We start from the raw sequence: 24,238 nt of genomic DNA on the forward strand, positions 1-24,238 counted from the left end.
CAAAAGAGATTACTATACGCGTATAGAAATACGAGTGGGCGTGCCGTGGGAGCCGCACGGTCACTCGATGGAGGGAAAATGCGCAGGTGGTTGACGGAGAGAAGAAGAAGCGCGCCCCCGGCCGTCCGCGCCGCCTCGGCCCGGAGACGATCGTCGCCGCCGCCCGGCGGATCATCGACGAGGAGGGGGTGGAGGCGGTCTCCATGCGGCGGGTGGCCCGGGAGGTCGGCAGCACGCCGATGGCGCTCTACCACCATGTCCGGGACAAGGACGAGCTGCTGCTCCTGACGCTCGCGGGCACGTCGACGGCGGTCCCGAGGCCCGCGCTCCCCGCCGACCCGCGCGAGCGGATGATCGCGGTCGCGGTCCATATGCACGGGCTGCTGAAGCGGATGCCCTGGGTGCTGAAGGTGCTGGCGCTCGGCGACCTCACGGACCCGAAGGCGCTGTGGATGGCCGAGGAGATCGTCCAGAGCGCGCTGGACAGCGGGCTCGACGAGGCGCGGGCGGTGCGCGCGTACCGCACCGTCTGGCACTTCGTCTACGGCGATCTGGTCCTCACCGCGGCCCGCGAGCGCCGGGCGGCGGACCCCGACCGGCGGCCCTCGTTCCCTTCGGCGCTCACCGGGGAGGACGCGCGGGAGCTGCCGCGGCTGACGGAGCTGGCCGGCCGCTGGGAGGAGCTGCAACGGTACGACGTGCGGGAACAGCTCACAGCGATCGTCGACGGGCTCCTGGGCCCCGCGCGGGCCGCGCGCGGCTGAGGGTCAGCCGACGCTCTCGAAGCGCCAGCGGTGGACCGGGCGGGTGGTCAGGCCCGGTGCCGGGTCGGGGAGTTCCGGGAGGGCGGCGTCCAGGGCGGGCGCGTGCCACCAGGTGATGACCAGGACGCGGTCCTCGCCCGCGCGGAAGGTCTCGCGGCGCAGCGGCTCCCCGTCCGTCGGCCGGGCGCGGGCCCACTCCAGGAGCTCCGCGCCCCGGCCCGCCGCCGCGCGGGCCTCCCACATCAGCGCGACCGTCAGGGCACCGGGCGCGGCGGCGTCCCCGGGGCCGCTCGTGGCGGTCATGAGTACAGGTTGTCCTTGCTGATCTCGTGCACATGGTCGTGGTCGTGCGCATGACCGTGGCCGTGGCCGTGGCCGTGGCCATGGTTGTCGCCGGGCACATGCGGGTCCGTCACCGGCAGCGAGGAGTCCGCCGACAGCTCCAGGTCCGACGGCGGCCGGTTGCGGGCCACCATCTCCGCGCCCAGCGCGGCCACCATCGCCCCGTTGTCGGTGCAGAGCTTCGGCCGGGGCACCCGCAGCCGGATGCCCGCCCGCTCGCAGCGCTCCGCGGCGAGCGCCCGCAGCCGGGAGTTGGCCGCGACACCGCCGCCGATCATCAGATGGTCGACGCCCTCGTCGAGACAGGCGCGCACCGCCTTGCGGGTGAGTACGTCGACGACGGCCTCCTGGAACGAGGCCGCCACGTCCCGCACCGGCACCGGCTCGCCCGCCGCCCGCTTCGCCTCGATCCAGCGGGCGACGGAGGTCTTGAGCCCGGAGAACGAAAAGTCGTACGCGGGGTCGCGGGAGCCCGTCAGACCGCGCGGGAACGCGATCGCCGCCGGGTCGCCCTCCCGGGCCAGCCGGTCGATGACCGGGCCGCCGGGGAAGCCGAGGTCGAGCACGCGCGCGATCTTGTCGAACGCCTCGCCCGCCGCGTCGTCGATGGTCGCGCCCAGCGGCCGGACATCGCTGGTGATGTCCGGGGCCAGCAGCAGCGAGGAGTGCCCGCCGGAGACCAGCAGGGCCATGGTGGGCTCGGGCAGCTTGCCGTGTTCGAGCTGGTCGACGCAGATGTGCGAGGCCAGGTGGTTCACCCCGTAGAGCGGCTTGCCGAGCGCGTACGCGTACGCCTTGGCCGCCGACACGCCGACCAGCAGCGCGCCCGCGAGCCCGGGGCCCGCGGTGACGGCGATGCCGTCCAGGTCGCGCGGGGAGACCCCGGCCTCCTTCAGCGCGCGTTCGATCGTCGGGACCATCGCCTCCAGATGCGCCCGGGAGGCGATCTCGGGGACCACCCCGCCGAAGCGGGCGTGGTCGTCCACGCTGGAGGCGACGGCGTCGGCGAGCAGGGTCGTACCGCGCACCACGCCGACGCCGGTCTCGTCGCAGGAGGTCTCGATACCGAGTACGAGCGGTTCGTCAGCCATCAGACAGCATTCCCTCAGTGTTTCCGTGCGTATGGGGCCGCAGGTGGAGCCGCATGACGAGTGCGTCGACATTGCCGGGCTGGTAGTAGCCCCGGCGGAAACCGACGGGTTCGAAACCGAAGCGCTCGTACAGCTTCTGGGCCCTGGTGTTGTCCACGCGCACTTCGAGGAAGACCTCGTCGCACTCGAAGGCTGTGGCGTGGCGCAGCAGATCGGCCAGGAGGCGGGAGCCCAGCCCCGTGCCCCACCGGCCGGGGGCGACGGCGATCGTCTGGACGTCCCCGAGGTCGCCCGCCGCCGCCAGACCCGCATAGCCGACGATCTTCCCGGCGGACTCGGCGACGACATAGCGGCGGGTGGCGCGGGGACCGCGGGCGTGGGCCAGCTCGGACCAGAACATCCCCGGCGACCAGGCGTCCTCCGGGAACAGCCCGTGTTCGAGTTCGAGTACGGGGGCGATGTCCCACCAGCGCATCTCGCGGAGCACGGGCTCAGGGCCCGCCGCGGCGGGAGCGGGAGCGGGGGTGGTGCTCACTGCGGAGTGACCACCTTGTAGTTCTTCGGCACCTGGGCGTCCGGCCGGCGCAGATAGAGCGGCTGCGGCGGCGGGAAGCCCGCCCCTGAGGGGTCGTCCGCGAGCTTCTCGGCGGCGAGCGAGGCCAGCGCGGCGGCGGAGACGTGCTCGGGGGCGCGGGCGTCGGGGAAGGTGTCGGGGTAGAGGAGCGCCCCGGCGCCGACGGCGGGGAGGCCCGCGACCCGCTCGGCGATGTCCGCGGGCCGGTCGACCGAGGGGCCGTCGACCCGTCGGCGCGCGGAGTCGTACCGCGCCCAGTAGACCTCCTTGCGGCGGGCGTCGGTGGCCACCACGAAGGGGCCTTCCAGGCCGCTCGCCCAGGCCAGGCCGTCGAGGGTGCACAGCCCGTACACCGGGACGCCGAGCGCGGAGCCGAAGGTGGCGGCGGTGACGAGGCCGACCCGCAGCCCCGTGTAGGGGCCGGGGCCGACGCCCGCGACCACGGCGGTGACGGCGTCGAGCGTCACCCCGGCCTCGGCGAGGACCCGGTCGACGGCGGGCAGCAGCAGTTCACCGTGGCGGCGCGCGTCCACCCGGCTGGACTCGGCGACGACGGCGGAACCGTCGTGCAGGGCGGCGGTGACGGCGGGCGTGGCGGTATCTACGGCGAGCAAGAGCACGCAAACAGCCTACGGCTCCCACGCCGGGGGCATTGCGCCCCGTCCCCACGGGCCCCTGCTGCTACCGTCGGCCGAAGACATAAACATTCAAAAGACCGCAGAAATTGCAGAAACCGCAGAAACCACGAAAGGCGGGCGCCGTGGCACCGAGCAGCGCGGGAATGGTGGCGGGGCTGACGGCGGCCGCTCTGACCGGTGTCTGCTTCCTGGGCTACCGGGCCGCCGCGGGCGCCCCCGCGGCCGAGAAGGCGCGCGCGGACGCGGCGGCCGAGGAGCGGCAGCGGCTGAAGCCGCGGGGGCCGCAGGGGCTCCCCGCCGAGTCGGGCTCCGGGACCCGGGTGGTGTACGACCTGTCGGAACGCAGGATCTGGCTGGTCAACGGGGACCGCAAGGTCGCCCGCAGCTTCGCCGTGATGCCGTCGACGGTGCATCCCCGGCCGGGTTCCTACTCCGTCACCTCACGGTCGGGGCAGGTCACCGGGTCGGACGGGGTGGCGATCGAGCATGTGGTGCGGTTCGCGCACCTGGGCGACGTGGTGATCGGCTTCAGTGCCGCCGTGAACGGCTCGATGGCGGAGCCGGACCCGGACCGCAAGACGGGCGGCGTGCGGATGATGCGGAGCGACGGGGACGTGATGTGGCGGTTCGCCACGGTCGGCTCGAAGGTGATCGTGGTCCCGTAGGCCGGGACCCCGTGAATCCGGCGCCCCCTTCCCGGACCGCCCGGCCCGGAAACGGAAATCGCCCGTACGAAGGACCCCGCGCGCACCGGACACGAGGGCTGCGCGGGAGTACGGCGGAGGGCGGGACACGGGAGTACGGCGGAGGGCGACGGGCGACGGCGCGGACCTCAGGCGGCCTCGGGCGCCTCGGGGCGGTCGCTCCCCCGCGCCGGGGCCGGGCGCGGCGGCGTCGACAGGGCACTGGCCGCCGCGCAGGACGCGAGCAGATCGCGCATGGACAGCGCGGCGGGGGCGGACGGCTGGCGCCCGGGGGCCCCTGGGGCCGGGCGGACGGCCCGTACCGGCGGGTGGTCCGCCGTCGTCCGCCGCCGCCCGGAGTGGGGCTGGAGTTCGCGCTCGGGTGCCGTCATGGGTCGCCTCCTGTGGTCACGGGGGCTGGGTTAGGTATACCTAACCAGGGCTCCGTACCATGTGACCACGGTCGGCACGGCCCACGCAACATTTTCCCGACGCCGTGTCGGAATATTCGTCCCGGAAGCCGCGCGGGCCGCCGGGTCCGGCGCGGCGCGGGCCCGGACCGGCGGGGCACAGGGCTCAGCCGGTGGGCAGGTCCACCCCGGACCAGCGGGAGCCGTAGCCCGTCAGGGTGACCCTGCGCCGGTCATCGGCGTCGTCGGCACCCCCGTCGGCGGTGTCCGCCGCGTCCCCGGGGACCGTGCCGTTGCCGACCACCCGGTGGATCACCACATGCAGCCGGTCGTCCGACAGTTCCTCGACCTTGCCGTCGCCCCACTCCACGACCACCACCGAGTCCGGCAGCGAGACATCGAGGTCCAGGTCCTCCATCTCGTCCAGACCGCCGCCGAGGCGGTAGGCGTCCACATGGACCAGGGCGGGGCCGCCGCTCAGGGACGGGTGCACACGGGCGATGACGAAGGTGGGCGAGGTGACCGCGCCCCGCACGCCGAGGCCCTCTCCGAGCCCCCGGGTGAGCGTGGTCTTGCCCGCGCCCAGCTCCCCGGTGAGCATCACCAGATCACCGGGGCGCAGCAGTGCGGCGAGCCGCCGTCCCAGGTCCCGCATCTCTTCGGCGGAGTCGACGGCGAGGTGGGCGGCGGAGTACTCAGCCGCCGGGCTGTGCGGTGCTTCCATACGGCCCAACGGTAGCCGCTGCCGGTACCGCCCCCGCCCGGACGAGGAGATCCGCCAGCCGGTCGGTGACGGCGTCGGGGTGCTCCAGCATCACCAGATGCCCGCCGTCGGGCACGATCACCAGTTCGGCGTCGGGCAGCAGATCCGCGATCGTCTCGCTGTGGCCGCTGGGGGTGACCAGGTCCCGGTCCCCGGCGAGCACCAGGGCCGGAATACCGGCGAAGACGGGGAGCGCGGCGGCCTTGTCGTGCTCGTCGAAGGCGGGGTAGAACTCCGCGACCACGTCGATGGGGGTGGACTCGATCATCCGCTCGGCGAAGCGGACCACGGCGGGGTCCACGTCGCGGGAGGAGAACGAGTACCGCTTGATCAGGCCCGCGAACAGGTCGGCGGTGGCCCGGCGGCCCCGTTCCACCAGTTCGGCGCGGGAGCCGAGGGCGCGCAGCACCCCGGGGAGCACCCGGCGCACGGCGTTGACCCCGGCGACCGGGAGCCCGTAGTCGACCTCGCCGAGCCGTCCGCTCGACGTCCCGACGAAGGCGACCCCGACGACCCGTTCCCGTACCAGCTCGGGGAAGTGCCCGGCGAGGGCCATCATCGTCATGCCGCCCATGGAGTGGCCCACCAGTACCAGGGGTCCCTCGGGGGCCGCCGCGTCGATGACGGCCTTCAGGTCGCGCCCGAGGCGGTCGATGGAGACGGGGACCGCGTCCGGGCCGGTCTGCTCGGCGCCCCGGTCCGAGCGGCCGTGGCTGCGCTGGTCCCAGTACACAGTCCGGACCAGTCCGCGCAGGGCGGCGCGCTGGAAGTGCCAGCAGTCCTGGTTCAGGCAGTAGCCGTGGCTGAACACGACGGTGACGGGGGCGGGGGCGCGACGGCCGAAGATCCGGCGCCGGCGCGGGGCGGCGACCTGCGGATCGACCGCGTCGACCTCGTAGTACAGCGCGGTGCCGTCGTCGGCGTACGCGGTGCCGGGGGTGCCGCGCAGGGCCCCGTACGGCCCGGTGGTGTCCAGGGCGAGGCGGGCCTTGCGGCGGGTGCTGCGGCTGACGGTGAGGCGGTCGACGGCGACGGCCGCGGCGGCGCCCGCGGCGAGCAGGCCGAGCGCGGCTCCGGCCATGCCCGCGCGGCGCCAGTTCCCGGCCGCGGCGGCGTCCACCGCGGCCGCGACGGACTCCCCCGTACTGGTCTCGCTCACCGTGCTGACCGCCTCCCTCGTCGCCGTGCGCCGTGTCGTCCTACGCCCTGTCGTCGTGCGTCGTGCCGTCGTGCCGTCGTGCGATCAGGGCCGGGCCGTGGGGACGGCCCCCGGCAGTGGCTCCCGCTCCGGCTCCTCGTGCAGCAGCACGCGCGGCACCCGGGTGCCGATCCGGGTGACGATCTCGTACGCGATGGTGCCCGCGGCCCGCGCCCAGTCCTCGGCGCTGGGCTCGCCCCGGGTGCCGGGGCCGAAGAGGACGGCCTCGCTGCCCTCGGGGATCTCCTGTCCGCCGAGGTCCACGACGAACTGGTCCATCGCGATCCGGCCCGCCGCCGTGCGCACCCGGCCGCCGACGAGGACCGGGCCCCGGCCGGAGGCATGGCGCGGGACGCCGTCCGCGTAGCCGACCGGGATCAGTCCGAGGGTGGTGGCCCCGGGGGTGGTGTAGTGGTGGCCGTAGCTGACGCCGTGCCCCTCGGGCACCCGCTTGACCAGGGCGACCGAGGCGGCGAGCGTCATGACGGGGCGCAGCCCCAGCTCCTGGTGGGTGCCGATCTCGGGGCTGGGCGACACCCCGTACATGGCGATACCGGGGCGGACGAGGTCGAAGTGGGCCTCGGGCAGGGTGAGGGTCGCCGGGGAGTTGGCGATGTGCCGGACCTCGGGGTCGGCGCCCTCCTTCTCCGCGTGCGCGACCATCTCGCGGAACGCGGTGAGCTGGTGCGCGATGGAGGGGTGGCCCGGCTCGTCGGCGCAGGCGAAGTGGGACCAGAGCCCGGTGATCCGGACGGCGCCCTCGGCCTCGGCGGCGCGGGCGGCGGCGACCAGCGCGGCCCAGTCGGCGGGCTGGCAGCCGTTGCGGCCGAGACCGGTGTCGGCCTTGAGCTGGATGCGGGCGGTCCGCCCGGTGGCGCGGGCGGCGGCGACGACCTCGTCGAGCGCCCAGAGGCCGCTGACGGACATGTCGAGCCCGGCCTCGATCCCCTCCCGCCAGGGGCCGCCCGGGGTCCACAGCCAGCACATGATCCGCCCGGGGACGCCCGCGGCGCGCAGCGCCAGCGCCTCGTCCGGGGTGGCGGTCCCGATCCACTCGGCCCCCGCCGCGATCGCGGCCCGCGCGCAGGGCACCGCGCCGTGCCCGTAGCCGTCGGCCTTCACCACCGCCATGAGCCCGGCCCGGGGCGCCCTGGCACGCAGGGCGCGCACGTTGGCGCGCAGGGCGGCGAGGTCGATCTCGGCACGGGCTCGGGTGTGCGGCGTTGTCTGGGTCATCCGCCACAGTCTCTCAGGCCGCCCAGGACCACCCGGTCCGCGACTCCCCCTTGACCCCACCGCCCGCTGTGCCCTTCCTCACGCCCCACCGGCCGAACCACCCGGACCCCACCGCCAGCGCCGGACGCCCCGGGCACCGGGGGCCACAGCACCGCTGCCCACGGCGGACCACCGCCCATGGGGACGGCCCCGGGCCCGGTCCCCGACCGCCCGGTACGGGACCGGCCCACCCGGGTCGGCGGCGCGACCACCCGGCCGCCGGAGACAGCCCCCGCCAGCCACCGGAAGGCACGTCACAGCCCCGGCCCACCGGACTCCGTCGGGCGCGGAGACGCCGTCGACGGCGGGACCCCGTCGGCCGCCCGGCGGGCACATGGCCAAAGAGGAGGCCGGGGTCAGTCCGGGGTGCGGATGTCGCGCCAGGCCGCCCCGAGGGCGTCGGCGACCTCGTAGGAGGTGATGGGGGTGGACACGGCGGCGGCGCGGCGGGCGGCGAGGCCGTGGAGGTAGGCGGCGCAGGAGGCGGCGTCGAGCGGGGGCAGACCGGCGGCGAGGAGGGAGCCGGCGAGGCCGGAGAGGACATCGCCGCTGCCCGCCGTCGCCAGCCAGGGCGTTCCCATGGGGTCCGCCCGCACCGGGAGCCGGGGGTCGGGGGCCGCGATCAGGGTGGTCGAGCCCTTGAGCAGGACCGTCGCCCCGTAGCGCGCGGACAGTTCGCGCACCGCGTCCAGCCGGCCCGCCTCCACCTCGGCACGGTCGCGGCCGAGCAGCGCCGCCGCCTCCCCGGCGTGCGGGGTGAGCAGGGTCGGCGCGGTCCTGGCGCGGACCGCGTCGGGGTCCAGGAGCCGCAGCCCGTCGGCGTCGACCAGCACCGGCACATCGGAGGCGAGGACCTGGCCCACCGTGTCCTCGTCGTCGCCGAGGCCCGGCCCGACGACCCACGCCTGCACCCGGCCCGCCTTCACGGGCGGCCCGGCGTGCACCAGCGCCTCGGGGAAGCGGGCGACCACGGCGGCGCCCTCGGGGCCCACGTACCGCACCGCGCCCGCTCCGCCGCGCAGCGCGCCCGCGACCGTGAGGACCGCGGCGCCCGGGTAGCGCGCCGACCCGGCGGCGACGCCGACGACCCCGCGCCGGTACTTGTCGCTCTCCCCCGACGGCTCCGGCAGCAGCACCGCCACATCCGGGTGCTGGAGCGACTCCACGTCGGGGACGGACGGCAGATGGGGGCCGAGCCCGATGTCGACCAGCCGCACGGTCCCCGCGTGCTCGCGCGCCGGGTCGATCAGCAGCCCCGGCTTGTCGGTGCCGAAGGTGACCGTCGCGTCCGCCCGCAGGGCCTCCCCGCGGACCTCGCCGCTGTCCGCCTCGACGCCGCTGGGCAGATCGACCGCGACGACGACCGCGCCGGAGCCCCGGGCCGCCCGGGCCACGGGCACCGCCGCCGGGCGCAGCCCGCCCGTGCCGCCGATGCCGGTGATCCCGTCCAGCACCAGATCGGCCCCGCTGAGCACCGCGAAGGGGTCGTCGGCGACCCGCCCGCCCGCGGCCTGGAACGCGGCGAGCCCGGCGGCGTGCGCGCGGTCCGGCGCGAGCAGCACCGCGTGCACGGCCGCGCCCCGGCGGGCGAGCCGGGCACCCGCCCAGAGCGTGTCGCCGCCGTTGTCGCCGCTGCCGACGAGCAGGACGACCCGGGCCCCGTACACCCGGCCGAGCAGATCGGCGCAGGCGGCGGCGAGCCCGGCGGCGGCGCGCGCCATGAGCGCCCCGTCCGGGAGCCGTGCCATCAGCTCGGCCTCGGCGGCCCGGACCTTCTCCACACGGTGAGCGGTACGCATGGTCCCGAGTCTGCCTCAGCGGGCCCCGCCGCGCCCGGGTGCACAGCGGCGGAGCGCCCGGCTCCGGGCCGGGCACCGAACGGCGGAGCGCGGACGGCACAGCGGCGGACCGAGTCACCCAAATCACCCCCTTCGGAACGAACTTGCCCGTTCGGACAGCTCGCCGGACGGCGCGCGGGGAGGGTTGACGAACCCTCACGAGCAAACTTAGGTTTGCCTTACCTAAGTGGGACGCTGAGCGGCGCCCCACCCATCGAAAGGTGTCCTTTTCATGCGCTCTGCCGCCCGCACCGCCGCCCGAGCCGCCACCGCCGTGATCGGAGCCGGTGCCCTCGCCCTGGGCCTCGCCACCACCGCATCCGCCGCGACCGCGGGCCGCACCGTCACCGACGGCGGCACCACCTACACCCTCTCGGTGACCGCGCCCGGCACGGCCGCCGCGTCCGGGGCCAACATCACGGTGAGCGGCAGCGGCTTCAACCAGTCGCAGGGCATCTACGTGGGCCTGTGCGCCATCCCCGCGGGCGTCGACACCAACAACCCGGCCACCTGGAACAGCAAGCCGACCCCGTGCCTCGGCGGCCAGGACCAGAACGGCACCACCGGCGCCTCGCACTGGATCAACAACGACTGGTACTGGATGTCCCCGAACAACTCCTCCCCCTACACCGCCACAGCGGGCGGCCGGGGCTCCTTCTCCGTGACCATCCACGTCAAGGCCAAAATCTCCACCGCCGTGAGCTGCGGCCAGAACGGCGTCCGCTGCGCCGTCGTCACCCGCGCCGACCACTTCGACGCGAACGACCGCGCGTACGACGTCTATGTCCCGGTGACCTTCTCCTGACCCATGCGCACCCACACCACAGGACCCCTGAACACACCACGGGCCGTGGTGGCCACGCTGCTGCTCGCGGCGGGGCTCACCGCCGCGGGCCCGGCGCGGGCGGACACCCCCGGGGAGGCCACCGGGCCCACGGGGCAGAAACTGACGGTCTCCGCCACCGCGGACCTCGACCCGGCCGGACAGAAGGTCACCGCGACCGGCTCGGGCTACGACCCCGCCAAGGGCGTCTACCTCGCCGTCTGCGCCCTCCCCGAGAAGGCGGGCGAAGCACCCGGCCCCTGTCTCGGCGGCACCGACATGTCCGGCACCTCGGGTTCCTCGTACTGGATCTCCAACAACCCGCCGCCCTACGCCAAGGACCTCGTCAAACCGTTCACCGTGCAGGGCGGCAAAGGCGGCTTCACCTTCGAGCTGACCGTCAAGGCCAAGGACAGCGGCGCCGACTGCACCCAGCGGGCCTGCGCCGTGGTCACCCGGGCGGACCACACCCACGGGGCCGACCGCGAACAGGACGTCGTCGTCCCGATCGCCTTCCGCGGCGGTGAGGCCCCCGCCCCGGCGGTCCCCCCGGGCACCGTCCGCCACGACGAGGTCCGCCGCTTCCCCGCGGGCGGCGCGCTGGACATCGAGGTGGACCCGGCCGCGGGCCGCCTCTACGTCGGCACCGGCGGTGAGCGGCCCCTGCTGACCACGTACGACACCGCCACCGGCGAACGGATCGGCGCACCCGTCGAACTGCCCGCCGCCGCCGGGGCGCTGGCGCTGGACGCCGGCTCCCGGACCCTGCACCTCGCGCTGGGCGACCGGATCGCCACCTACGACACCCGGACCGGCCGGGTCACCGACCACCGCACCCCCGTATCGCCGTCGGCCGTCCAGCACCTGGGCGCCGACCCCGGGGCGGACCTGCTCTACGTCGGCACCAGGGACGGAACGGTGACGGTCTACGACACCACCTCCTGGACGGCGGTCGGCGCACCGGCCGGGCTGGGCCTCCCGGCGGGCGCGCTCGCCGTGGACACCCGGACCCGCCGGGCGTACACGGTGCACATCGGCCAGGCGACCGACCCCGCGACCGGGAAACCCGGCTTCGTCAACCTGCTCCACGGGGTCGACGGCACCACCGGGAAACGGGTGAGCACCGTCGAGCTGGGCCGGACCGCACTCGGCAGCAGGGGCCTGGCCGTCGACGCCGCGAACGGCACCGCGTATGTCGCCAACATGGCGGCGGGCACGGTCTTCACCGTCGACCTGGCGGCGGGGAAGGTCACCGGCTCGACCGAGGTCGGCGGCAACCCCAAGAGCCTGGCGGTCGACCCCACGACCGGCACCCTCTACGCGGGGCAGACCACGGCGGGCACCGTCGCCGTCGTGGACACCGCGCGCAGGAGGACCGTCCAGACGCTGGAGACCGGGGGCGGCCCGGAGGCGCTGACCGTCGACGAGCGGGCGCACACCCTGTACACGCTCTCCACCGGCACCGGTGAGGTCGTCCGGAGCGAACGCCGGATCTCCCCGGCGGTCACGGCCCAGCCGCGGCGGAACGTCTCCGTGACGGCCGGGAAACAGGCCGTGTTCACGGTCGCGGGCGAGGGAACGCCCGCGCCGCGGATCGGCTGGGAGGTCAGCTCCGACCTCGGGGACACCTGGCGTCCCGTCGTCGGCGCCGCCGGGGCGGAGCTGGAGTTCCGGGCCACCGCGGAACACGACGGCAACCGCTACCGGGCGGTGCTGTCCAACCCCGTCGGCTCGACGCGCACCGCCTCCGCCGAACTGTCCGTCCTCGCGCCGCCGGGCCCGGGGGGACCCGGCGGACCGGAAGACCCCGGCACACCGGCCGTACCGGGCAGACCGGGCGGTGACGGGGGCCCGGCCGGTCCGGACGGCCCTGACCGCCCCGGAGGGTCCGGCGACACCGGCGGAGCGTCCGGCGGGACACCGGGCACCGACGGCAGCCCCGGCACGGGCGGCCCGGTGGACAGCCCCGTGGGCGGCGGCGCCTCGGGCGGAGCGGGTGACGGCGGCCCCGTCACCCACGGCAACCTCGCCGCCACCGGGATGCCGCTGCTCCCCTTCGCCCTCGGGGCCGCCGTCCTCGTCGCCCTGGGCGCGGCGGCGCTGATCCCGCGCCGCAGAGTCCGCGGCTGACCGGGCCCGACCGCGCCCGGCCCCAGGACCCTCGGTCCCTCCCGATCATCGGCCGGGAGGGACCGAGCCTTTCCCCGGCACACCGGAAACGGAGCGACGGACCCCGGGAAAACGGTCCCCAACGGGAAACGGGGCCCCTCGGCGAGGCGTCGGGGCCCCTCGGGGAGGTGTCCGCGGCCGGCCCCGGGGCCGGGCTCCCTCCGGGTGGAGCCGATCAGCCGGGAAAGCGCCTCGTCGGCCGGGTGCTCGGCGGGCCGGCCCCTCACCCCTCCGCGATCACCACCGCGGACGCCACCCCCGCGTCATGGCTGAGCGAGATGTGCCAGGAGCGCACCCCCAGCCGCTCCGCGCACGCCGCGACCGTCCCCGTGACCCGCAGCCGCGGCCGTCCGCCCTCCTCGACATACACCTCCGCGTCCGTCCAGTGCAGCCCCGACGGGGCACCCAGCGCCTTCGCCAGTGCCTCCTTCGCCGCGAACCGCGCCGCCAGGGAGGCGTCACCGCGCCGCTCCCCGCTCGGCAACAGCAGCTCCCGACCGAGGAAGAGACGGTCCGCCAGCCCCGGCGTCCGCCTCAGGGACGCGGCGAACCGCTCGATCTCGGCCACATCGATCCCCACCCCAATGATCATGAATCACTCCACCGTCGCAATCATCCGCCGCGGCCTGTACACCGCGGTCGTCCGGCTCGGCCGTCCCGCGGCCGTGCTCCTCAGGGCGCCCCGGCGGCCGGTACCCCCGCCGCCCGGTACGGAAGCACCTCCACCACGGCACCGTCCGCGTCGGTGACGGACACCCCGTCCCGGCGCACCTCCACCACCCGGCCGTCGCCCGGCTCCACCACGGACCGGGCCACACCGGCGAGGGCCGCGGCGTCCGACGCGAGAAAGGACTCCCCGTCGCCCACCCCCACCAGCAGCGGCAGCCCCCGGACCGCGCCCACCAGGACGTCCGGGTCGTCCGCGCCGACGGCGGCCAGGGCGAAGACGCCGTCGAGACGCCCGTACACCTGCCGCATGGCCTCCGCCAGATCCCCGCAGGAGGAGAAGGACTCGGCCAGCAGATGCGCCACGACCTCGGTGTCCGTGGCGGAGACGAGCGCGTGCCCGCGCCGGGTCAACTCGGCACGGAGCGCGGCATGGTTCCCGATCACCCCGTTGTGGACGACGGCGACCCGGCCCGCGTTGTCCAGATGGGGATGCGCGTCGGCGTCTCCCCCGCTCTCCCCCGTGCCCCGGCGGATGTGCCCGACCCCGGTGGAGCCGCTGGGCAGCGGACGCCGGGTCAGCTCCCGTTCCAGCCGCTCCAGCGGGCCCGCCTTCTTCGCGGTGGCGAGACCCCCGTCGGAGACCACCGCGACGCCCGCCGCGTCGTACTCCCGGTCCGTCAGCCGCTCCAGGCCCTCCCACAGCACTTCGAGCGCCGACCGGCCGCCGGTGTACCCCACGATTGCGCACATGGCCGCAGCCTACGGCCGTGGGCCCCGCGTGACCGAGCACACCACCCCACCGCGCCGCACAGCCACGACAATATGGAGGTGATCTCCTCACCTCCGCCGTTCCCGTCCGCGAACGTCCCGCCGACCGCGTCCGCGGGCGGGCCCCGCCGGGGCGGCGAACCGGCGCCGACGCCGTTCGTCGACCTCACCCGCGCCCAGTGGAGCGCCCTGCGCGACCGGACCCCGCTGCCGCTGACGGCCGACGAGGTGGAGCGGCTGCGCGGACTCGGTGACGTCATCGACCTCGACGAGGTACGCGATGTCTATCTGCCGCTGTCCCGGCTGCTCAACCTCTATGTCCAGGCCACCGGGGAGCTGCGGGGCGCCCTCAACACCTTCCTGGGCGACGCGGGCCGCGGCCAGGGCGAGCAGCGCGGCACCCCCTTCGTCATAGGGGTGGCGGGCTCCGTCGCGGTCGGCAAGTCCACCGTGGCCCGGCTGCTCCAGGCGCTGCTGGCGCGCTGGCCCGAGCACCCCCGGGTGGAGCGGGTCACCACGGACGGCTTCCTCTATCCGATGAAGGAGCTGCGGGCCCGTGGGCTGATGTCCCGCAAGGGGTTCCCCGAGTCCTACGACCGCAGGGCTCTCACCCGTTTCGTCGCGGACGTCAAATCCGGCAAGGAGGAGGTCACCGCGCCGGTCTACTCCCATCTGATCTATGACATCGTCCCCGGTGAACGGCTGGTGGTCCGCCGCCCCGACATCCTCATCGTGGAGGGGCTGAACGTCCTCCAGCCCGCGCAGCCGGGCCAGGACGGCCGCACCCGGGTGGGGCTCGCGGACTACTTCGACTTCTCGGTCTACGTCGACGCCCGGCCCGAGGACATCGAGAGCTGGTACCTCCACCGCTTCCGCAGGCTGCGGGAGACCGCCTTCCAGGACCCGTCCTCGTACTTCCGGAAGTACACCCAGGTCTCCGAGGAGGAGTCCATGGAGTACGCCCGGACCATGTGGCGGACCGTCAACCAGCCCAATCTGCTGGAGAACGTGGCCCCCACCCGGGGCCGCGCCACGCTGATCCTGCGCAAGGGCGCCGACCACAAGGTCCGGCGGCTGTCGCTGCGCAAGCTCTGACGGGGCGTATCCAGCCGGCGTGTCCAGCAAAAACGGGCCCCGCGACCGCAAGGGTCACGGGGCCCGTCGCCGTCCCGGCCGGGGGACGGATCAGCCCAGGGCCGACTTCACCACGTCCGCGAGACGCTCCGCGACCGAGCGGGCCTGCTCGCTGTCGGCGGCCTCGACCATGACCCGGACCAGCGGTTCGGTGCCGGACGGACGCAGCAGCACCCGGCCGCTCGTGCCCAGCTCGCGCTCGGCGTCGGCGACGGCCGCCGCCAGCTCGCCGGAGGTGTGCACCCGGGACCTGTCCACGTCCGGGACGTTGATCAGGACCTGCGGCAGCCGCTCCATCACGGCGGCCAGCTCGGCCAGCGAACGGCCGGTGGCGGCCACCCGGGCGGCCAGCAGCAGCCCGGTGAGGGTGCCGTCCCCGGTGGTGGCGTGGTCCAGGACGATGACATGCCCGGACTGCTCGCCACCCAGCGCGTAGCCGTGCTCCTTCATCGACTCCAGGACATAGCGGTCGCCGACCGCCGTCTGCACCACCTGGACGCCCTCGCGCTCCATCGCCAGCTTGAAGCCCAGGTTCGACATCACGGTGCCGACGACCGTGTTGCCGCGCAGGGCGCCCGCGTCGCGCAGCGCCAGCGCCAGCACGGCCATGATCTGGTCGCCGTCGACCTCCTCGCCCGCGCCGTCCACGGCGAGGCAGCGGTCCGCGTCGCCGTCGTGGGCGATGCCGAAGTCGGCCCCGTGCGCCACGACCGCGGCCTTGAGCAGACCGAGGTGGGTCGAGCCGCAGCCGTCGTTGATGTTGAGCCCGTCCGGTTCGGCACCGATGGTGACGACCTCGGCCCCGGCCCGCGCGAACGCCTCGGGGGAGACCCGGGCGGCGGCGCCGTGCGCCTCGTCCAGGACGATCCTCAGTCCGTCGAGCCGGTTCGGCAGCACGGCGACGAGGTGCGCGATGTACTTGTCGAAGCCCTCGTCGTAGTCGCGGACCCGGCCGACACCGACGCCGGTGGGACGGTTCCACGGCTCACCGGAGCGGTGCTGCTCGTAGACCGACTCGATCCGGTTCTCCAGCTCGTCGGCGAGCTTGTGCCCGCCGCGCGCCAGGAACTTGATCCCGTTGTCCGGCATCGCGTTGTGGCTGGCGGAGAGCATCACCCCGAGGTCGGCGCCGAGCGCACCGGTGAGATACGCCACCGCGGGGGTGGGCAGCACACCGACACGCAGGACGTCCACGCCCGCGCTCGCCAGACCGGCCACGACGGCGGCCTCCAGGAACTCCCCCGACGCCCGTGGGTCACGTCCGACCACGGCGGTCGGCCGGTGCCCCTCAAAGGTTCCCGCCTCGGCGAGCACATGCGCGGCGGCGACCGAGAGCCCGAGGGCCAGCTCCGCCGTCAGATCCGCGTTGGCGACACCGCGCACACCGTCCGTGCCGAAGAGTCGTCCCACAGCTGTCCTCCGAAAACTCCGTGATGCTCCAGAAAGGTAAGCCTATGAACGCTTCCTGCCCGTTCTCCGCCCGAGGGGGGCCGAAAGGACGCGCTCCGGCCGTAACGTGTCGCCCGGTCGGGGAAAGACGACGCCCCGGCAGCACGGAGTGCCGCCGGGGCGTACGTACAGAGCAGACCGAGCGAGCGATTAGCGCTTGCTGTACTGCGGGGCCTTGCGGGCCTTCTTCAGACCGGCCTTCTTGCGCTCGACCGCGCGGTCGTCGCGGCTCAGGAAGCCGGCCTTCTTCAGCGGGCCGCGGTTGTTGTCCACGTCCGCCTCGTTCAGCGCACGGGCCACACCGAGGCGCAGGGCGCCGGCCTGGCCGGAGACGCCGCCGCCGGAGATGCGGGCGACAACGTCGTAGCGGTTGTCGAGTTCGAGCACCTTGAAGGGCTCGTTGACTTCCTGCTGGTGCACCTTGTTGGGGAAGTAGTCCTCAAGGGTGCGACCGTTGATCTTCCACTTGCCGGTGCCCGGGACGATCCGGACGCGGGCGATGGCGTTCTTGCGGCGGCCCAGGCCGGCGGCCGGCTGCGGGTCGCCGAAGCGGGAGGCCAGGGACTCGGAGGTGTACTCGCCCTCGACGGGCACCTCCGACTCGAAGGTGGTGACCTCGGCGTAGGTCTCTTCGCCCTCGACGGGGATTTCAGCGGTGGTCTCGGCCACGATGCTCCTCAGATTCTTTTCGTCTTAGGGGGTGGCCGGAACTACTGCGCGACCTGGGTGATCTCGAACGGAACCGGCTGCTGCGCAGCGTGGGGGTGGTTCTCGCCCGCGTAGACCTTCAGCTTCGAGAGCATCTGACGGCCCAGGGAGTTCTTCGGGAGCATGCCCTTGACGGCCTTCTCCACGGCCTTCTCGGGGTTCTTGTCCATCAGCTCGTCGTAGCGGACGGAACGCAGACCACCCGGGTAGCCGGAGTGGCGGTAGGCCATCTTCTGGGTCCGCTTGTTGCCGGACAGGTGCACCTTGTCCGCGTTGATGATGATGACGAAGTCACCAGCGTCGACGTGGGGGGCGTAGATCGGCTTGTGCTTGCCGCGCAGCAGGGTGGCGGCGGTGGTCGCCAGACGGCCCAGGACGACGTCCTGCGCGTCGATGACGTGCCACTGACGCGTCACATCGCCGGGCTTGGGGCTGTACGTACGCACGGTCGTAGCCTTCGCTTCTTCAGTGAGTGGGACTCCCTGGGCCCGGAGGCTCGGGGAGCGGGTCCTGACAAGGCCACCCGAACGATGAACGTCAGCCCTGGCAGCATCACGGGGACGCAACCCGGATGCCGGCCGCTGGTCATCGGTCCGGTGGACCGGCGTAAGGGCCCCTCACGTGAGATAGAGCAAGCCAATACGCATAACGAAGCAGAACACTACCCGCGTACCGCCGGGCGGGTCAAAACGATCTGCCGCGCCGGGCCCCACCGGGCCCCGGCACTCACAGAACGTTACCGTGCGCGCTGCACCCGGCGCTCGTCCCAGACCGGCTCCCGGGTCTCCCGCACCACCCCGTCCGAGCCGAAGACCAGATAGCGGTCGAAGGAACGGGCGAACCAGCGGTCGTGCGTCACGGCCAGCACCGTCCCCTCATAGCTCTCCAGACCGTCCTGGAGCGCCTCCGCCGACTCCAGGTCCAGGTTGTCGGTGGGCTCGTCCAGGAGCAGCGCGGTCGTCCCCACCAGCTCCAGCAGCAGGATCTGGAACCGCGCCTGCTGCCCGCCGGAGAGCCGGTCGAAGCTCTGGTCCCCCTGGCGTTCCAGCTCGTACCGGCGGAGCACCGACATCGCCCCGCCCCGGTCCTTCGCGTGCTCCGTCCACAGGATGTCGACCAGGGTCCGGCCCTCCAGCTCGGGGTGGGCGTGGGTCTGCGCGAAGTGGCCGGGGACCACCCGCGCGCCCAGCTTCCACGCCCCCGTGGCGGCCACCGAGGCATCCCCCGCGAGCAGCCGCAGGAAGTGCGACTTCCCGGAGCCGTTCGAGCCGAGGACCGCCACCCGCTCGCCGTAGAAGACCTCCAGGTCGAACGGTTTCATCAGCCCGGTCAGCTCCAGCCCCGCGCAGGTCACGGCCCGCACACCGGTGCGCCCGCCGCGCAGCCGCATCCGGATCTCCTGCTCCCTCGGCGGCTCGGGCGGCGGCCCCGCCTCCTCGAACTTCCGCAGCCGGGTCTGCGCCGCCGCGTACCGCGAGGCCATGTCGGGGCTGATCGCCGCCTGCTGGCGCAGCCGGTGCACCAGCGCCTTCAGCTGCGCGTGCTTCTCGTCCCAGCGCCGCTTCAGCTCCTCGAACCGGGCGAACCGCTGCTGCCGGGCCTCGTGGTACGTGGCGAAGCCGCCGCCGTGCACCCAGACGTCCGAGCCCGCCGGGCCGGGCTCCACACTGACGATCTTCTGGGCGGCGCGGGAGAGCAGCTCCCGGTCGTGCGAGACGAAGAGGACCGTCTTACGGGTCTCCTTCAGCCGCTCCTCCAGCCAGCGCTTGCCGGGGACGTCCAGATAGTTGTCGGGCTCGTCGAGGAGCAGCACCTGGTCGGGGCCGCGCAGCAGCGCCTCCAGGGCGAGCCGCTTCTGCTCACCGCCGCTGAGGGTGCGCAGCTCACGCCATTGGGCCCGCTCGTAGGGGACGCCGAGGGCGGCCGTGGTGCACATGTCCCACAGGGTCTCGGCCTCGTAGCCGCGGGCCTCCGCCCAGTCGCTGAGCGCCTGGGCGTACCGCATCTGCGCGGCCTCGTCGTCCACGGTCATGATCAGGTGCTCGGCCTCGTCCACGGCCCGCGCGGCCTCCCGGACCCGGGGCTGGGCGAGGGAGACCAGCAGGTCCCGTACGGTCCGCTCGTCCCGGACCGAGCCGATGAACTGGGGCATCACCCCGAGGCCGCCACTGACGGTCACGGTGCCGCCGTGCGCCTTCAGCTCCCCCGAGAGCAGCCGCAGCAGGGTGGTCTTCCCCGCGCCGTTCGCGCCGACCAGAGCGACCACGGCGCCCTCGCCGACCCGGAACGAGACGTCGGCGAGCAGCACCCGCCCGTCGGGAAGGTAGTACTCCAGATGTGCGGCTTCGAGATGTCCCATGCGCTCGATTCTGTCCCCAGGCCCCGCTGTCACCCAACCGGTTTAGGATGCGCGGCATGAGCTTCGGTCAGGGGGGACCCTCGCACGGGTCCGACGGGCAGGGCGGGGACCCCTACGGGTCCGGTCAGCACAATCCGTACAGCGGCGGCCGACAGGGGGAGGAGCGGCAGGGGCCCTACGGGGGGCAGCAGGGCGCTCCCGGCCCCTACCAGGGGCAGCCGAACCAGCCGAACCCCTACGGCCCCGGAGCGGGGCAGCCGAACCCCTACGGGCAGCCCCAGCCGTATCCGGGCTATCCGCAGCAGGGCGGGCCGGGACAGCCGCAGCCCCCGCAGCAGCAGCCCCGTCCGCAGGCCGCCCAGCAGCCCCCGGCGGCCTCCACCACCCCCGACTGGGCCGCGCTCGCCGACGCCTCCGCCGCCCGGGACCGGCGCAAGCGGCGGACGCTGATCGGCGGCGCGGCGGTCGCGGCCGTCGCCGTGGCCGCCACGGCGGCGGGCGTCCTGCTCACCTCCGGCGACGACGGCACAAAAGACAACAGAGGCGGGCAGAGCGCACGGCCGAGCACGAGCGGCGGCACCTCCCCCGGGCCCACGGGCGCCCCGAAGCCCCCGCCGACCGCCCAGGAGATCGTCGCGGACGAGAAGCTGGACACGGCGCCGCTGACCGTCGACACCCTCTTCCCCGGCCGCAGGATGACCGCGGGTGACCGGGCCTACACCAAGTCCACCGTGGCCCGCGCCGACGCCTGCTCCGCCGTCACCCAGGGCGGCCTCGGCGACGTCCTGGAGCGCAACGGCTGCGACCAGGTCTTCCGCGCCACCTACACCCGGGGCAAGATCTCGGTCACCGTCGGTGTCGCCGTCTTCGGGCTGGAGCGCGAGGCGAAGAAGGCGATCGAGCAGTCCAAGGGCAATATCGCCCCGCTGAAGGCCAAGGGCGGCCCCGACTTCTGCAAGGGCGGCCCGGTCTGCCGCTTCACGGCCAACTCCTACGGCCGCTACGCGTACTTCACCACCACCGGGCTCACCGGCGGAAAGCCCGTGAAGAAGGGTGACGAGGCCGCCTTCAAGGCGGGCGACGACGTGGCGGAGACGGTCTTCCGGGGGCTCGTCGGCCGCGGGGAGACGAAGGCGTCAGCAGCAGCCGGCGCCACCGGCTGACCCGGGCAGCGACCGCTTGTTGCGGGCCTCCCGGTTCCGGGCGGCCAGCAGCTCGTCGGCGGGGTAGCCGACCTCCTCCAGGGTGAGGCCGTGCGGGCGCACCACATGGACCGCGGAGTCCCGGACACCCGCCGCCAGCACCTTCCCCGGCCAGTCCACGGGCCGGTGCCCGTCCCCGACGAAGAGCAGCGCGCCCACCAGCGAGCGCACCATGTTGTGGCAGAACGCGTCGGCCCGCACCGTGGCCGTGATCACCCCGGCGGCGTCGCGCTCCCAGGAGAGCCGCTGAAGGGTGCGGATCGTGGTGGCGCCCTCCCGCTTCTTGCAGTACGCGGCGAAGTCGTGCTCCCCCAGCAGCGGCTGGGAGGCGGCGTTCATGGCGGCCACGTCCAGCGGCCAGTCGTGCCAGAGCACATGGCCGCGCAGCAGCGGGTCGACCCCGCCGGGGTGGTCGCTGACGCGATAGGCGTAGCGGCGCCAGACGGCCGAGAAACGGGCGTTGAACCCTGCCGGGGCCTCCTCGGCCCGCCAGATCCGCACATCGCGGTCGAGCCGCCCCGCGAGCCGCTTGAGCAGCTTCTCCCGGTGCTCGGCCCACACCTCGGCGGGCAGATCCACATGGGCCACCTGGCCCCGGGCGTGCACCCCGGCGTCGGTCCGCCCGGCGACGGTCAGCTCGTACGGCCGCGCGGAGCGGGTCACGGTCCGCAGCGCGTCCTCGATCTCCCCCTGGACGGTGCGCCGCCCGCCCGCCTGCCGGGCCCACCCGGAGAAGTCCCTTCCGTCGTAGGAAAGGTCCAGCCGTACCCGGACGGACCCGGGCTCCACCTCATCGCTCACAGCACAGATCCTCTCAGAGTCCCGCGGCGGCCCCGCCCGGGCCGGCCCGGCCGGGAACGCGGAACGGGCCCGCTCCCCGGAGGGAACGGGCCCGTTGCGACGAGGATCACCCGGAGGCGATCACAGGTCCCGGGACTCAGGCGTCCTTGGACTCGGCCTTCGCCTCGTCGGCGGCCTCGGCGGCGGGGGCGTCCTCGGTGGCCGCCTCCTCCTTCTTGAGGGCGTCTTCCTTGACCGCACGCTGGGTGGCGGCCTCGGCCTCGGCGACGGTGGCCTTCTTGGCGATCTCGCCCTCGACCAGCTCGATCACGGCCATGGGAGCGTTGTCACCACGGCGGTTGCCGATCTTGGTGATACGGGTGTAACCACCCGGACGCTCGGCGTACCGCGGAGCGATCTCGGTGAACAGGGCGTGGACGATGCCCTTGTCCGTGATCGTCTGAAGCACCAGGCGACGGTTGTGGATGTCGCCCTTCTTCGCCTTGGTGATCAGGCGCTCGGCGACCGGACGCAGGCGGCGGGCCTTGGCCTCGGTCGTGGTGATCCGGCCGTGCTCGAACAGCGCCTTCGCGAGGTTCGCGAGGAGCAGACGCTCGTGCGCGGCGCTGCCGCCCAGACGGGCACCCTTGGCGGGCTTCGGCATGGTGTTTCTCCTTGTGTGCTGCACCGGCCGTGTCAGGTACCGGTGTCAGGGCCCCGCGGGCGGATGCCCACGGGCAGTGTGCCGGGGCCCGAAGGCCCCGCCAGGGGCGCAGGGACCCGCGCGCTCAGCCACAACGGCGGCGCACCGTCCCCGCTCCCCGGGAAGACTCAGTACTGCTCGGTCTCCACGAACCCGGCGTCCGCGTCGTCGTCCGCGCCGAAGGCGTCGGCGGCGGCGGTCGGGTCGAATCCGGGCGGGCTGTCCTTGAGGGCCAGGCCCATGCCGGCCAGCTTCGCCTTGACCTCGTCGATCGACTTCGCACCGAAGTTGCGGATGTCGAGCAGGTCGGCCTCGGAGCGGGCGACCAGCTCACCCACGGAGTGGATGCCCTCGCGCTTGAGGCAGTTGTAGGAGCGGACGGTCAGCTCCAGCTCCTCGATCGGCAACGCCAGATCGGCGGCGAGCGCGGCGTCCGTCGGGGACGGACCCATGTCGATGCCCTCGGCGTCGATGTTCAGCTCACGGGCCAGACCGAACAGCTCGACCAGGGTCTTGCCGGCGGACGCCATGGCGTCGCGCGGGCGCATGGCCTGCTTGGTCTCGACGTCGACGATCAGCTTGTCGAAGTCGGTGCGCTGCTCGACTCGGGTGGCCTCGACCTTGTAGGTGACCTTGAGGACCGGCGAGTAGATGGAGTCGACCGGGATACGGCCGATCTCCTGGCCCACCTGCTTGTTCTGGACGGCGGAGACATAGCCGCGACCGCGCTCGACGGTCAGCTCCATCTCCAGCTTGCCCTTGCCGTTGAGGGTGGCGAGGACCAGGTCGGGGTTGTGCACCTCGACACCGGCCGGGGGCGCGATGTCGGCGGCGGTGACCAGACCCGGGCCCTGCTTGCGCAGGTACATCACGACCGGCTCGTCGTGCTCCGAGGAGACGACCAGCTGCTTGATGTTGAGGATCAGGTCGGTGACGTCCTCCTTGACGCCCGGCACGGTGGTGAACTCGTGCAGCACGCCGTCGATGCGGATGGACGTGACCGCCGCACCCGGGATCGAGGAGAGGAGGGTACGGCGGAGGGAGTTGCCGAGGGTGTAGCCGAAGCCCGGCTCCAGCGGCTCGATCACGAACCGGGAGCGGTACTCGTCGACGACCTCTTCGGTCAGCGAGGGACGCTGAGCGATCAGCATGTGTATCGATCCTTCAGTCGGGGGCGCCCGCTATATGACGCCCGACATATGTGGTGCAAGGGTACGGGCGGCACGGCCCACGAGGGGGTCGTACCGCCCGGACACTCAGGATGAAGCGGTGAGGCGCACGCGGCACCTCGGCCGTGCGTCAGACGCGGCGGCGCTTCGGCGGACGGCAGCCGTACTGCGACATGAGGGGGATGACCCCCACACCCCCAGCAGGCTGCCGACCGTGCCTCGGCCGTGCGTCAGACGCGGCGGCGCTTCGGCGGACGGCAGCCGTTGTGCGGCGTGGGGGTGACGTCCTGGATCGAGCCGACCTCAAGACCGGTGGCCTGGAGGGAGCGGATCGCGGTCTCACGGCCGGAGCCGGGACCCTTCACGAAGACGTCGACCTTGCGCATGCCGTGCTCCTGCGCGCGGCGGGCGGCCGACTCGGCGGCCATCTGCGCGGCGAAGGGGGTGGACTTGCGCGAGCCCTTGAAGCCGACGTGGCCGGCGGAGGCCCAGGAGATCACGTTGCCGGACGGGTCCGTGATCGACACGATCGTGTTGTTGAACGTGCTCTTGATGTGCGCGTGGCCGTGAGCGACGTTCTTCTTTTCCTTGCGGCGCACCTTCTTGGCAGCGCCCTGACGACCCTTGGGGGGCATCTATAACTCCTACGGGAGGTGGTCGGTCCTTCAGCGAAGACCGCTGGTTGGCGCGGAGTCCCGGGTGGTACCCGGCCCTCCGCCATGTCCGCTG

Annotated in this window: 24 protein-coding genes and 1 pseudogene; 6 read left to right on the forward strand and 19 right to left on the reverse strand. The window is 73.7% G+C overall.

Going from position 1 to position 24,238, the window contains the following annotated elements:
- The first annotated feature begins 86 nt into the window (after window positions 1-86).
- Entirely contained in the window at window positions 87-764 is a 678-nt protein-coding gene (locus CRV15_RS10030; RefSeq protein WP_009997319.1) for a TetR/AcrR family transcriptional regulator, read from the forward strand.
- A 3-nt stretch (window positions 765-767) separates the two neighbouring features.
- Here CRV15_RS10030 and CRV15_RS10035 read toward each other — a convergent pair whose 3' ends face one another.
- From CRV15_RS10035 to tsaB, 4 genes are read right to left on the reverse strand one after another with little or no spacing between them, the layout of a single operon-like run.
- Entirely contained in the window at window positions 768-1,067 is a 300-nt protein-coding gene (locus CRV15_RS10035; protein WP_003961526.1) for a hypothetical protein, read from the reverse strand.
- Window positions 1,064-2,197: a tRNA (adenosine(37)-N6)-threonylcarbamoyltransferase complex transferase subunit TsaD gene (gene tsaD / locus CRV15_RS10040; protein WP_003961525.1), complete on the reverse strand. Its 1,134-nt coding sequence runs from the start codon at window positions 2,195-2,197 to the stop codon at window positions 1,064-1,066. The genes CRV15_RS10035 and tsaD overlap by 4 nt, the downstream gene beginning before the upstream one ends.
- Complete coding sequence (gene rimI / locus CRV15_RS10045) at window positions 2,190-2,672, reverse strand: ribosomal protein S18-alanine N-acetyltransferase (protein WP_003961524.1); 483 nt, start codon at window positions 2,670-2,672, stop codon at window positions 2,190-2,192. The genes tsaD and rimI overlap by 8 nt, the downstream gene beginning before the upstream one ends.
- 56 nt (window positions 2,673-2,728) lie before the next feature.
- Window positions 2,729-3,391, reverse strand: a complete 663-nt coding sequence (gene tsaB / locus CRV15_RS10050; RefSeq protein ID WP_003961523.1) for a tRNA (adenosine(37)-N6)-threonylcarbamoyltransferase complex dimerization subunit type 1 TsaB — start codon at window positions 3,389-3,391, stop codon at window positions 2,729-2,731.
- Between the two features lie 161 nt (window positions 3,392-3,552).
- Between tsaB and CRV15_RS10055 the strand changes: the two genes are divergently transcribed.
- Window positions 3,553-4,074 (forward strand): hypothetical protein, encoded by a 522-nt coding sequence (locus tag CRV15_RS10055; protein ID WP_003961522.1) that lies wholly within the window; start codon window positions 3,553-3,555, stop codon window positions 4,072-4,074.
- A 167-nt stretch (window positions 4,075-4,241) separates the two neighbouring features.
- Here the strand turns inward: CRV15_RS10055 and CRV15_RS10060 are convergent, their stop codons facing one another.
- The 5 genes from CRV15_RS10060 to CRV15_RS10080 all read right to left on the reverse strand — a co-directional run bounded on the left by CRV15_RS10060 (window position 4,242) and on the right by CRV15_RS10080 (window position 9,537).
- Complete coding sequence (locus tag CRV15_RS10060) at window positions 4,242-4,484, reverse strand: hypothetical protein (RefSeq protein ID WP_009997316.1); 243 nt, start codon at window positions 4,482-4,484, stop codon at window positions 4,242-4,244.
- 184 nt (window positions 4,485-4,668) lie between these two features.
- Complete coding sequence (gene tsaE / locus CRV15_RS10065; protein WP_009997315.1) at window positions 4,669-5,226, reverse strand: tRNA (adenosine(37)-N6)-threonylcarbamoyltransferase complex ATPase subunit type 1 TsaE; 558 nt, start codon at window positions 5,224-5,226, stop codon at window positions 4,669-4,671.
- Window positions 5,198-6,424: an alpha/beta fold hydrolase gene (locus CRV15_RS10070; RefSeq protein WP_003961520.1), complete on the reverse strand. Its 1,227-nt coding sequence runs from the start codon at window positions 6,422-6,424 to the stop codon at window positions 5,198-5,200. The genes tsaE and CRV15_RS10070 overlap by 29 nt, the downstream gene beginning before the upstream one ends.
- 84 nt (window positions 6,425-6,508) lie before the next feature.
- The gene (gene alr, locus CRV15_RS10075; protein ID WP_003961519.1) at window positions 6,509-7,699 is read right to left on the reverse strand and encodes an alanine racemase; all 1,191 of its coding nucleotides are present in this window, start codon (window positions 7,697-7,699) and stop codon (window positions 6,509-6,511) included.
- Window positions 7,700-8,094: 395 nt separating this feature from the next.
- Complete coding sequence (locus CRV15_RS10080) at window positions 8,095-9,537, reverse strand: NAD(P)H-hydrate dehydratase (RefSeq protein WP_003961518.1); 1,443 nt, start codon at window positions 9,535-9,537, stop codon at window positions 8,095-8,097.
- A gap of 271 nt (window positions 9,538-9,808) precedes the next feature.
- On the opposite strand from CRV15_RS10080, the gene CRV15_RS10085 reads away from it, so the two are divergent.
- The gene (locus CRV15_RS10085) at window positions 9,809-10,381 is read left to right on the forward strand and encodes a neocarzinostatin apoprotein domain-containing protein (RefSeq protein ID WP_003961517.1); all 573 of its coding nucleotides are present in this window, start codon (window positions 9,809-9,811) and stop codon (window positions 10,379-10,381) included.
- Window positions 10,382-10,384: 3 nt separating this feature from the next.
- Window positions 10,385-12,529 (forward strand): hypothetical protein, encoded by a 2,145-nt coding sequence (locus CRV15_RS10090; RefSeq protein ID WP_003961516.1) that lies wholly within the window; start codon window positions 10,385-10,387, stop codon window positions 12,527-12,529.
- Between the two features lie 262 nt (window positions 12,530-12,791).
- Here the strand turns inward: CRV15_RS10090 and CRV15_RS10095 are convergent, their stop codons facing one another.
- On the reverse strand, window positions 12,792-13,160 hold the full coding sequence (locus CRV15_RS10095; RefSeq protein ID WP_003956419.1) for a holo-ACP synthase: 369 nt from the start codon (window positions 13,158-13,160) through the stop codon (window positions 12,792-12,794).
- A 116-nt stretch (window positions 13,161-13,276) separates the two neighbouring features.
- Window positions 13,277-13,987 (reverse strand): annotated as a pseudogene (locus CRV15_RS10100) (glucosamine--fructose-6-phosphate aminotransferase); the annotation flags it as partial.
- A 72-nt stretch (window positions 13,988-14,059) separates the two neighbouring features.
- On the opposite strand from CRV15_RS10100, the gene coaA reads away from it, so the two are divergent.
- The gene (gene coaA, locus CRV15_RS10105) at window positions 14,060-15,100 is read left to right on the forward strand and encodes a type I pantothenate kinase (RefSeq protein ID WP_003961515.1); all 1,041 of its coding nucleotides are present in this window, start codon (window positions 14,060-14,062) and stop codon (window positions 15,098-15,100) included.
- 90 nt (window positions 15,101-15,190) lie between these two features.
- Here coaA and glmM read toward each other — a convergent pair whose 3' ends face one another.
- The 4 genes from glmM to CRV15_RS10125 all read right to left on the reverse strand — a co-directional run bounded on the left by glmM (window position 15,191) and on the right by CRV15_RS10125 (window position 19,655).
- Entirely contained in the window at window positions 15,191-16,549 is a 1,359-nt protein-coding gene (glmM, locus tag CRV15_RS10110; protein WP_003956422.1) for a phosphoglucosamine mutase, read from the reverse strand.
- A gap of 189 nt (window positions 16,550-16,738) precedes the next feature.
- On the reverse strand, window positions 16,739-17,257 hold the full coding sequence (rpsI, locus tag CRV15_RS10115; protein WP_003956423.1) for a 30S ribosomal protein S9: 519 nt from the start codon (window positions 17,255-17,257) through the stop codon (window positions 16,739-16,741).
- Between the two features lie 41 nt (window positions 17,258-17,298).
- Complete coding sequence (gene rplM / locus CRV15_RS10120) at window positions 17,299-17,742, reverse strand: 50S ribosomal protein L13 (RefSeq protein WP_003956424.1); 444 nt, start codon at window positions 17,740-17,742, stop codon at window positions 17,299-17,301.
- Between the two features lie 290 nt (window positions 17,743-18,032).
- Complete coding sequence (locus tag CRV15_RS10125) at window positions 18,033-19,655, reverse strand: ABC-F family ATP-binding cassette domain-containing protein (protein ID WP_003956426.1); 1,623 nt, start codon at window positions 19,653-19,655, stop codon at window positions 18,033-18,035.
- Between the two features lie 56 nt (window positions 19,656-19,711).
- Here CRV15_RS10125 and CRV15_RS10130 point away from each other — a divergent pair, with 56 nt between their 5' ends.
- Complete coding sequence (locus tag CRV15_RS10130) at window positions 19,712-20,818, forward strand: hypothetical protein (protein ID WP_009997308.1); 1,107 nt, start codon at window positions 19,712-19,714, stop codon at window positions 20,816-20,818.
- Here the strand turns inward: CRV15_RS10130 and truA are convergent.
- The 4 genes from truA to rpsK form a co-directional block, all read right to left on the reverse strand.
- The gene (gene truA / locus CRV15_RS10135; protein ID WP_003961513.1) at window positions 20,792-21,658 is read right to left on the reverse strand and encodes a tRNA pseudouridine(38-40) synthase TruA; all 867 of its coding nucleotides are present in this window, start codon (window positions 21,656-21,658) and stop codon (window positions 20,792-20,794) included. The two genes, CRV15_RS10130 and truA, sit on opposite strands and share 27 nt — an antisense overlap.
- Window positions 21,659-21,794: 136 nt before the next feature.
- The gene (rplQ, locus tag CRV15_RS10140; protein ID WP_003956429.1) at window positions 21,795-22,301 is read right to left on the reverse strand and encodes a 50S ribosomal protein L17; all 507 of its coding nucleotides are present in this window, start codon (window positions 22,299-22,301) and stop codon (window positions 21,795-21,797) included.
- Between the two features lie 167 nt (window positions 22,302-22,468).
- Window positions 22,469-23,491: a DNA-directed RNA polymerase subunit alpha gene (locus CRV15_RS10145; protein ID WP_003956430.1), complete on the reverse strand. Its 1,023-nt coding sequence runs from the start codon at window positions 23,489-23,491 to the stop codon at window positions 22,469-22,471.
- A gap of 248 nt (window positions 23,492-23,739) precedes the next feature.
- Window positions 23,740-24,144, reverse strand: coding sequence for a 30S ribosomal protein S11 (rpsK, locus tag CRV15_RS10150; RefSeq protein ID WP_003956432.1), 405 nt, complete (start codon window positions 24,142-24,144; stop codon window positions 23,740-23,742).
- Window positions 24,145-24,238 lie beyond the last annotated feature (94 nt).

It is taken from the genome of Streptomyces clavuligerus, assembly GCF_005519465.1.
GTDB lineage: Bacteria > Actinomycetota > Actinomycetes > Streptomycetales > Streptomycetaceae > Streptomyces > Streptomyces clavuligerus.

Excerpts from the sequence above, each read along its gene's own strand:
- CRV15_RS10035 (WP_003961526.1), bottom strand. The coding sequence starts at position 1,067 with ATGACCGCCACGAGCGGCCCCGGGGACGCCGCCGCGCCCGGTGCCCTG.
- tsaD (WP_003961525.1), bottom strand. The coding sequence starts at position 2,197 with ATGGCTGACGAACCGCTCGTACTCGGTATCGAGACCTCCTGCGACGAG.
- rimI (WP_003961524.1), bottom strand. The coding sequence starts at position 2,672 with ATGCGCTGGTGGGACATCGCCCCCGTACTCGAACTCGAACACGGGCTG.
- CRV15_RS10055 (WP_003961522.1), top strand. The coding sequence starts at position 3,553 with ATGGTGGCGGGGCTGACGGCGGCCGCTCTGACCGGTGTCTGCTTCCTG.
- CRV15_RS10060 (WP_009997316.1), bottom strand. The coding sequence starts at position 4,484 with ATGACGGCACCCGAGCGCGAACTCCAGCCCCACTCCGGGCGGCGGCGG.
- tsaE (WP_009997315.1), bottom strand. The coding sequence starts at position 5,226 with ATGGAAGCACCGCACAGCCCGGCGGCTGAGTACTCCGCCGCCCACCTC.
- alr (WP_003961519.1), bottom strand. The coding sequence starts at position 7,699 with ATGACCCAGACAACGCCGCACACCCGAGCCCGTGCCGAGATCGACCTC.
- CRV15_RS10080 (WP_003961518.1), bottom strand. The coding sequence starts at position 9,537 with ATGCGTACCGCTCACCGTGTGGAGAAGGTCCGGGCCGCCGAGGCCGAG.
- CRV15_RS10085 (WP_003961517.1), top strand. The coding sequence starts at position 9,809 with ATGCGCTCTGCCGCCCGCACCGCCGCCCGAGCCGCCACCGCCGTGATC.
- CRV15_RS10090 (WP_003961516.1), top strand. The coding sequence starts at position 10,385 with ATGCGCACCCACACCACAGGACCCCTGAACACACCACGGGCCGTGGTG.
- CRV15_RS10095 (WP_003956419.1), bottom strand. The coding sequence starts at position 13,160 with ATGATCATTGGGGTGGGGATCGATGTGGCCGAGATCGAGCGGTTCGCC.
- coaA (WP_003961515.1), top strand. The coding sequence starts at position 14,060 with ATGGAGGTGATCTCCTCACCTCCGCCGTTCCCGTCCGCGAACGTCCCG.
- CRV15_RS10125 (WP_003956426.1), bottom strand. The coding sequence starts at position 19,655 with ATGGGACATCTCGAAGCCGCACATCTGGAGTACTACCTTCCCGACGGG.
- CRV15_RS10130 (WP_009997308.1), top strand. The coding sequence starts at position 19,712 with ATGAGCTTCGGTCAGGGGGGACCCTCGCACGGGTCCGACGGGCAGGGC.
- rplQ (WP_003956429.1), bottom strand. The coding sequence starts at position 22,301 with ATGCCGAAGCCCGCCAAGGGTGCCCGTCTGGGCGGCAGCGCCGCGCAC.
- CRV15_RS10145 (WP_003956430.1), bottom strand. The coding sequence starts at position 23,491 with ATGCTGATCGCTCAGCGTCCCTCGCTGACCGAAGAGGTCGTCGACGAG.
- rpsK (WP_003956432.1), bottom strand. The coding sequence starts at position 24,144 with ATGCCCCCCAAGGGTCGTCAGGGCGCTGCCAAGAAGGTGCGCCGCAAG.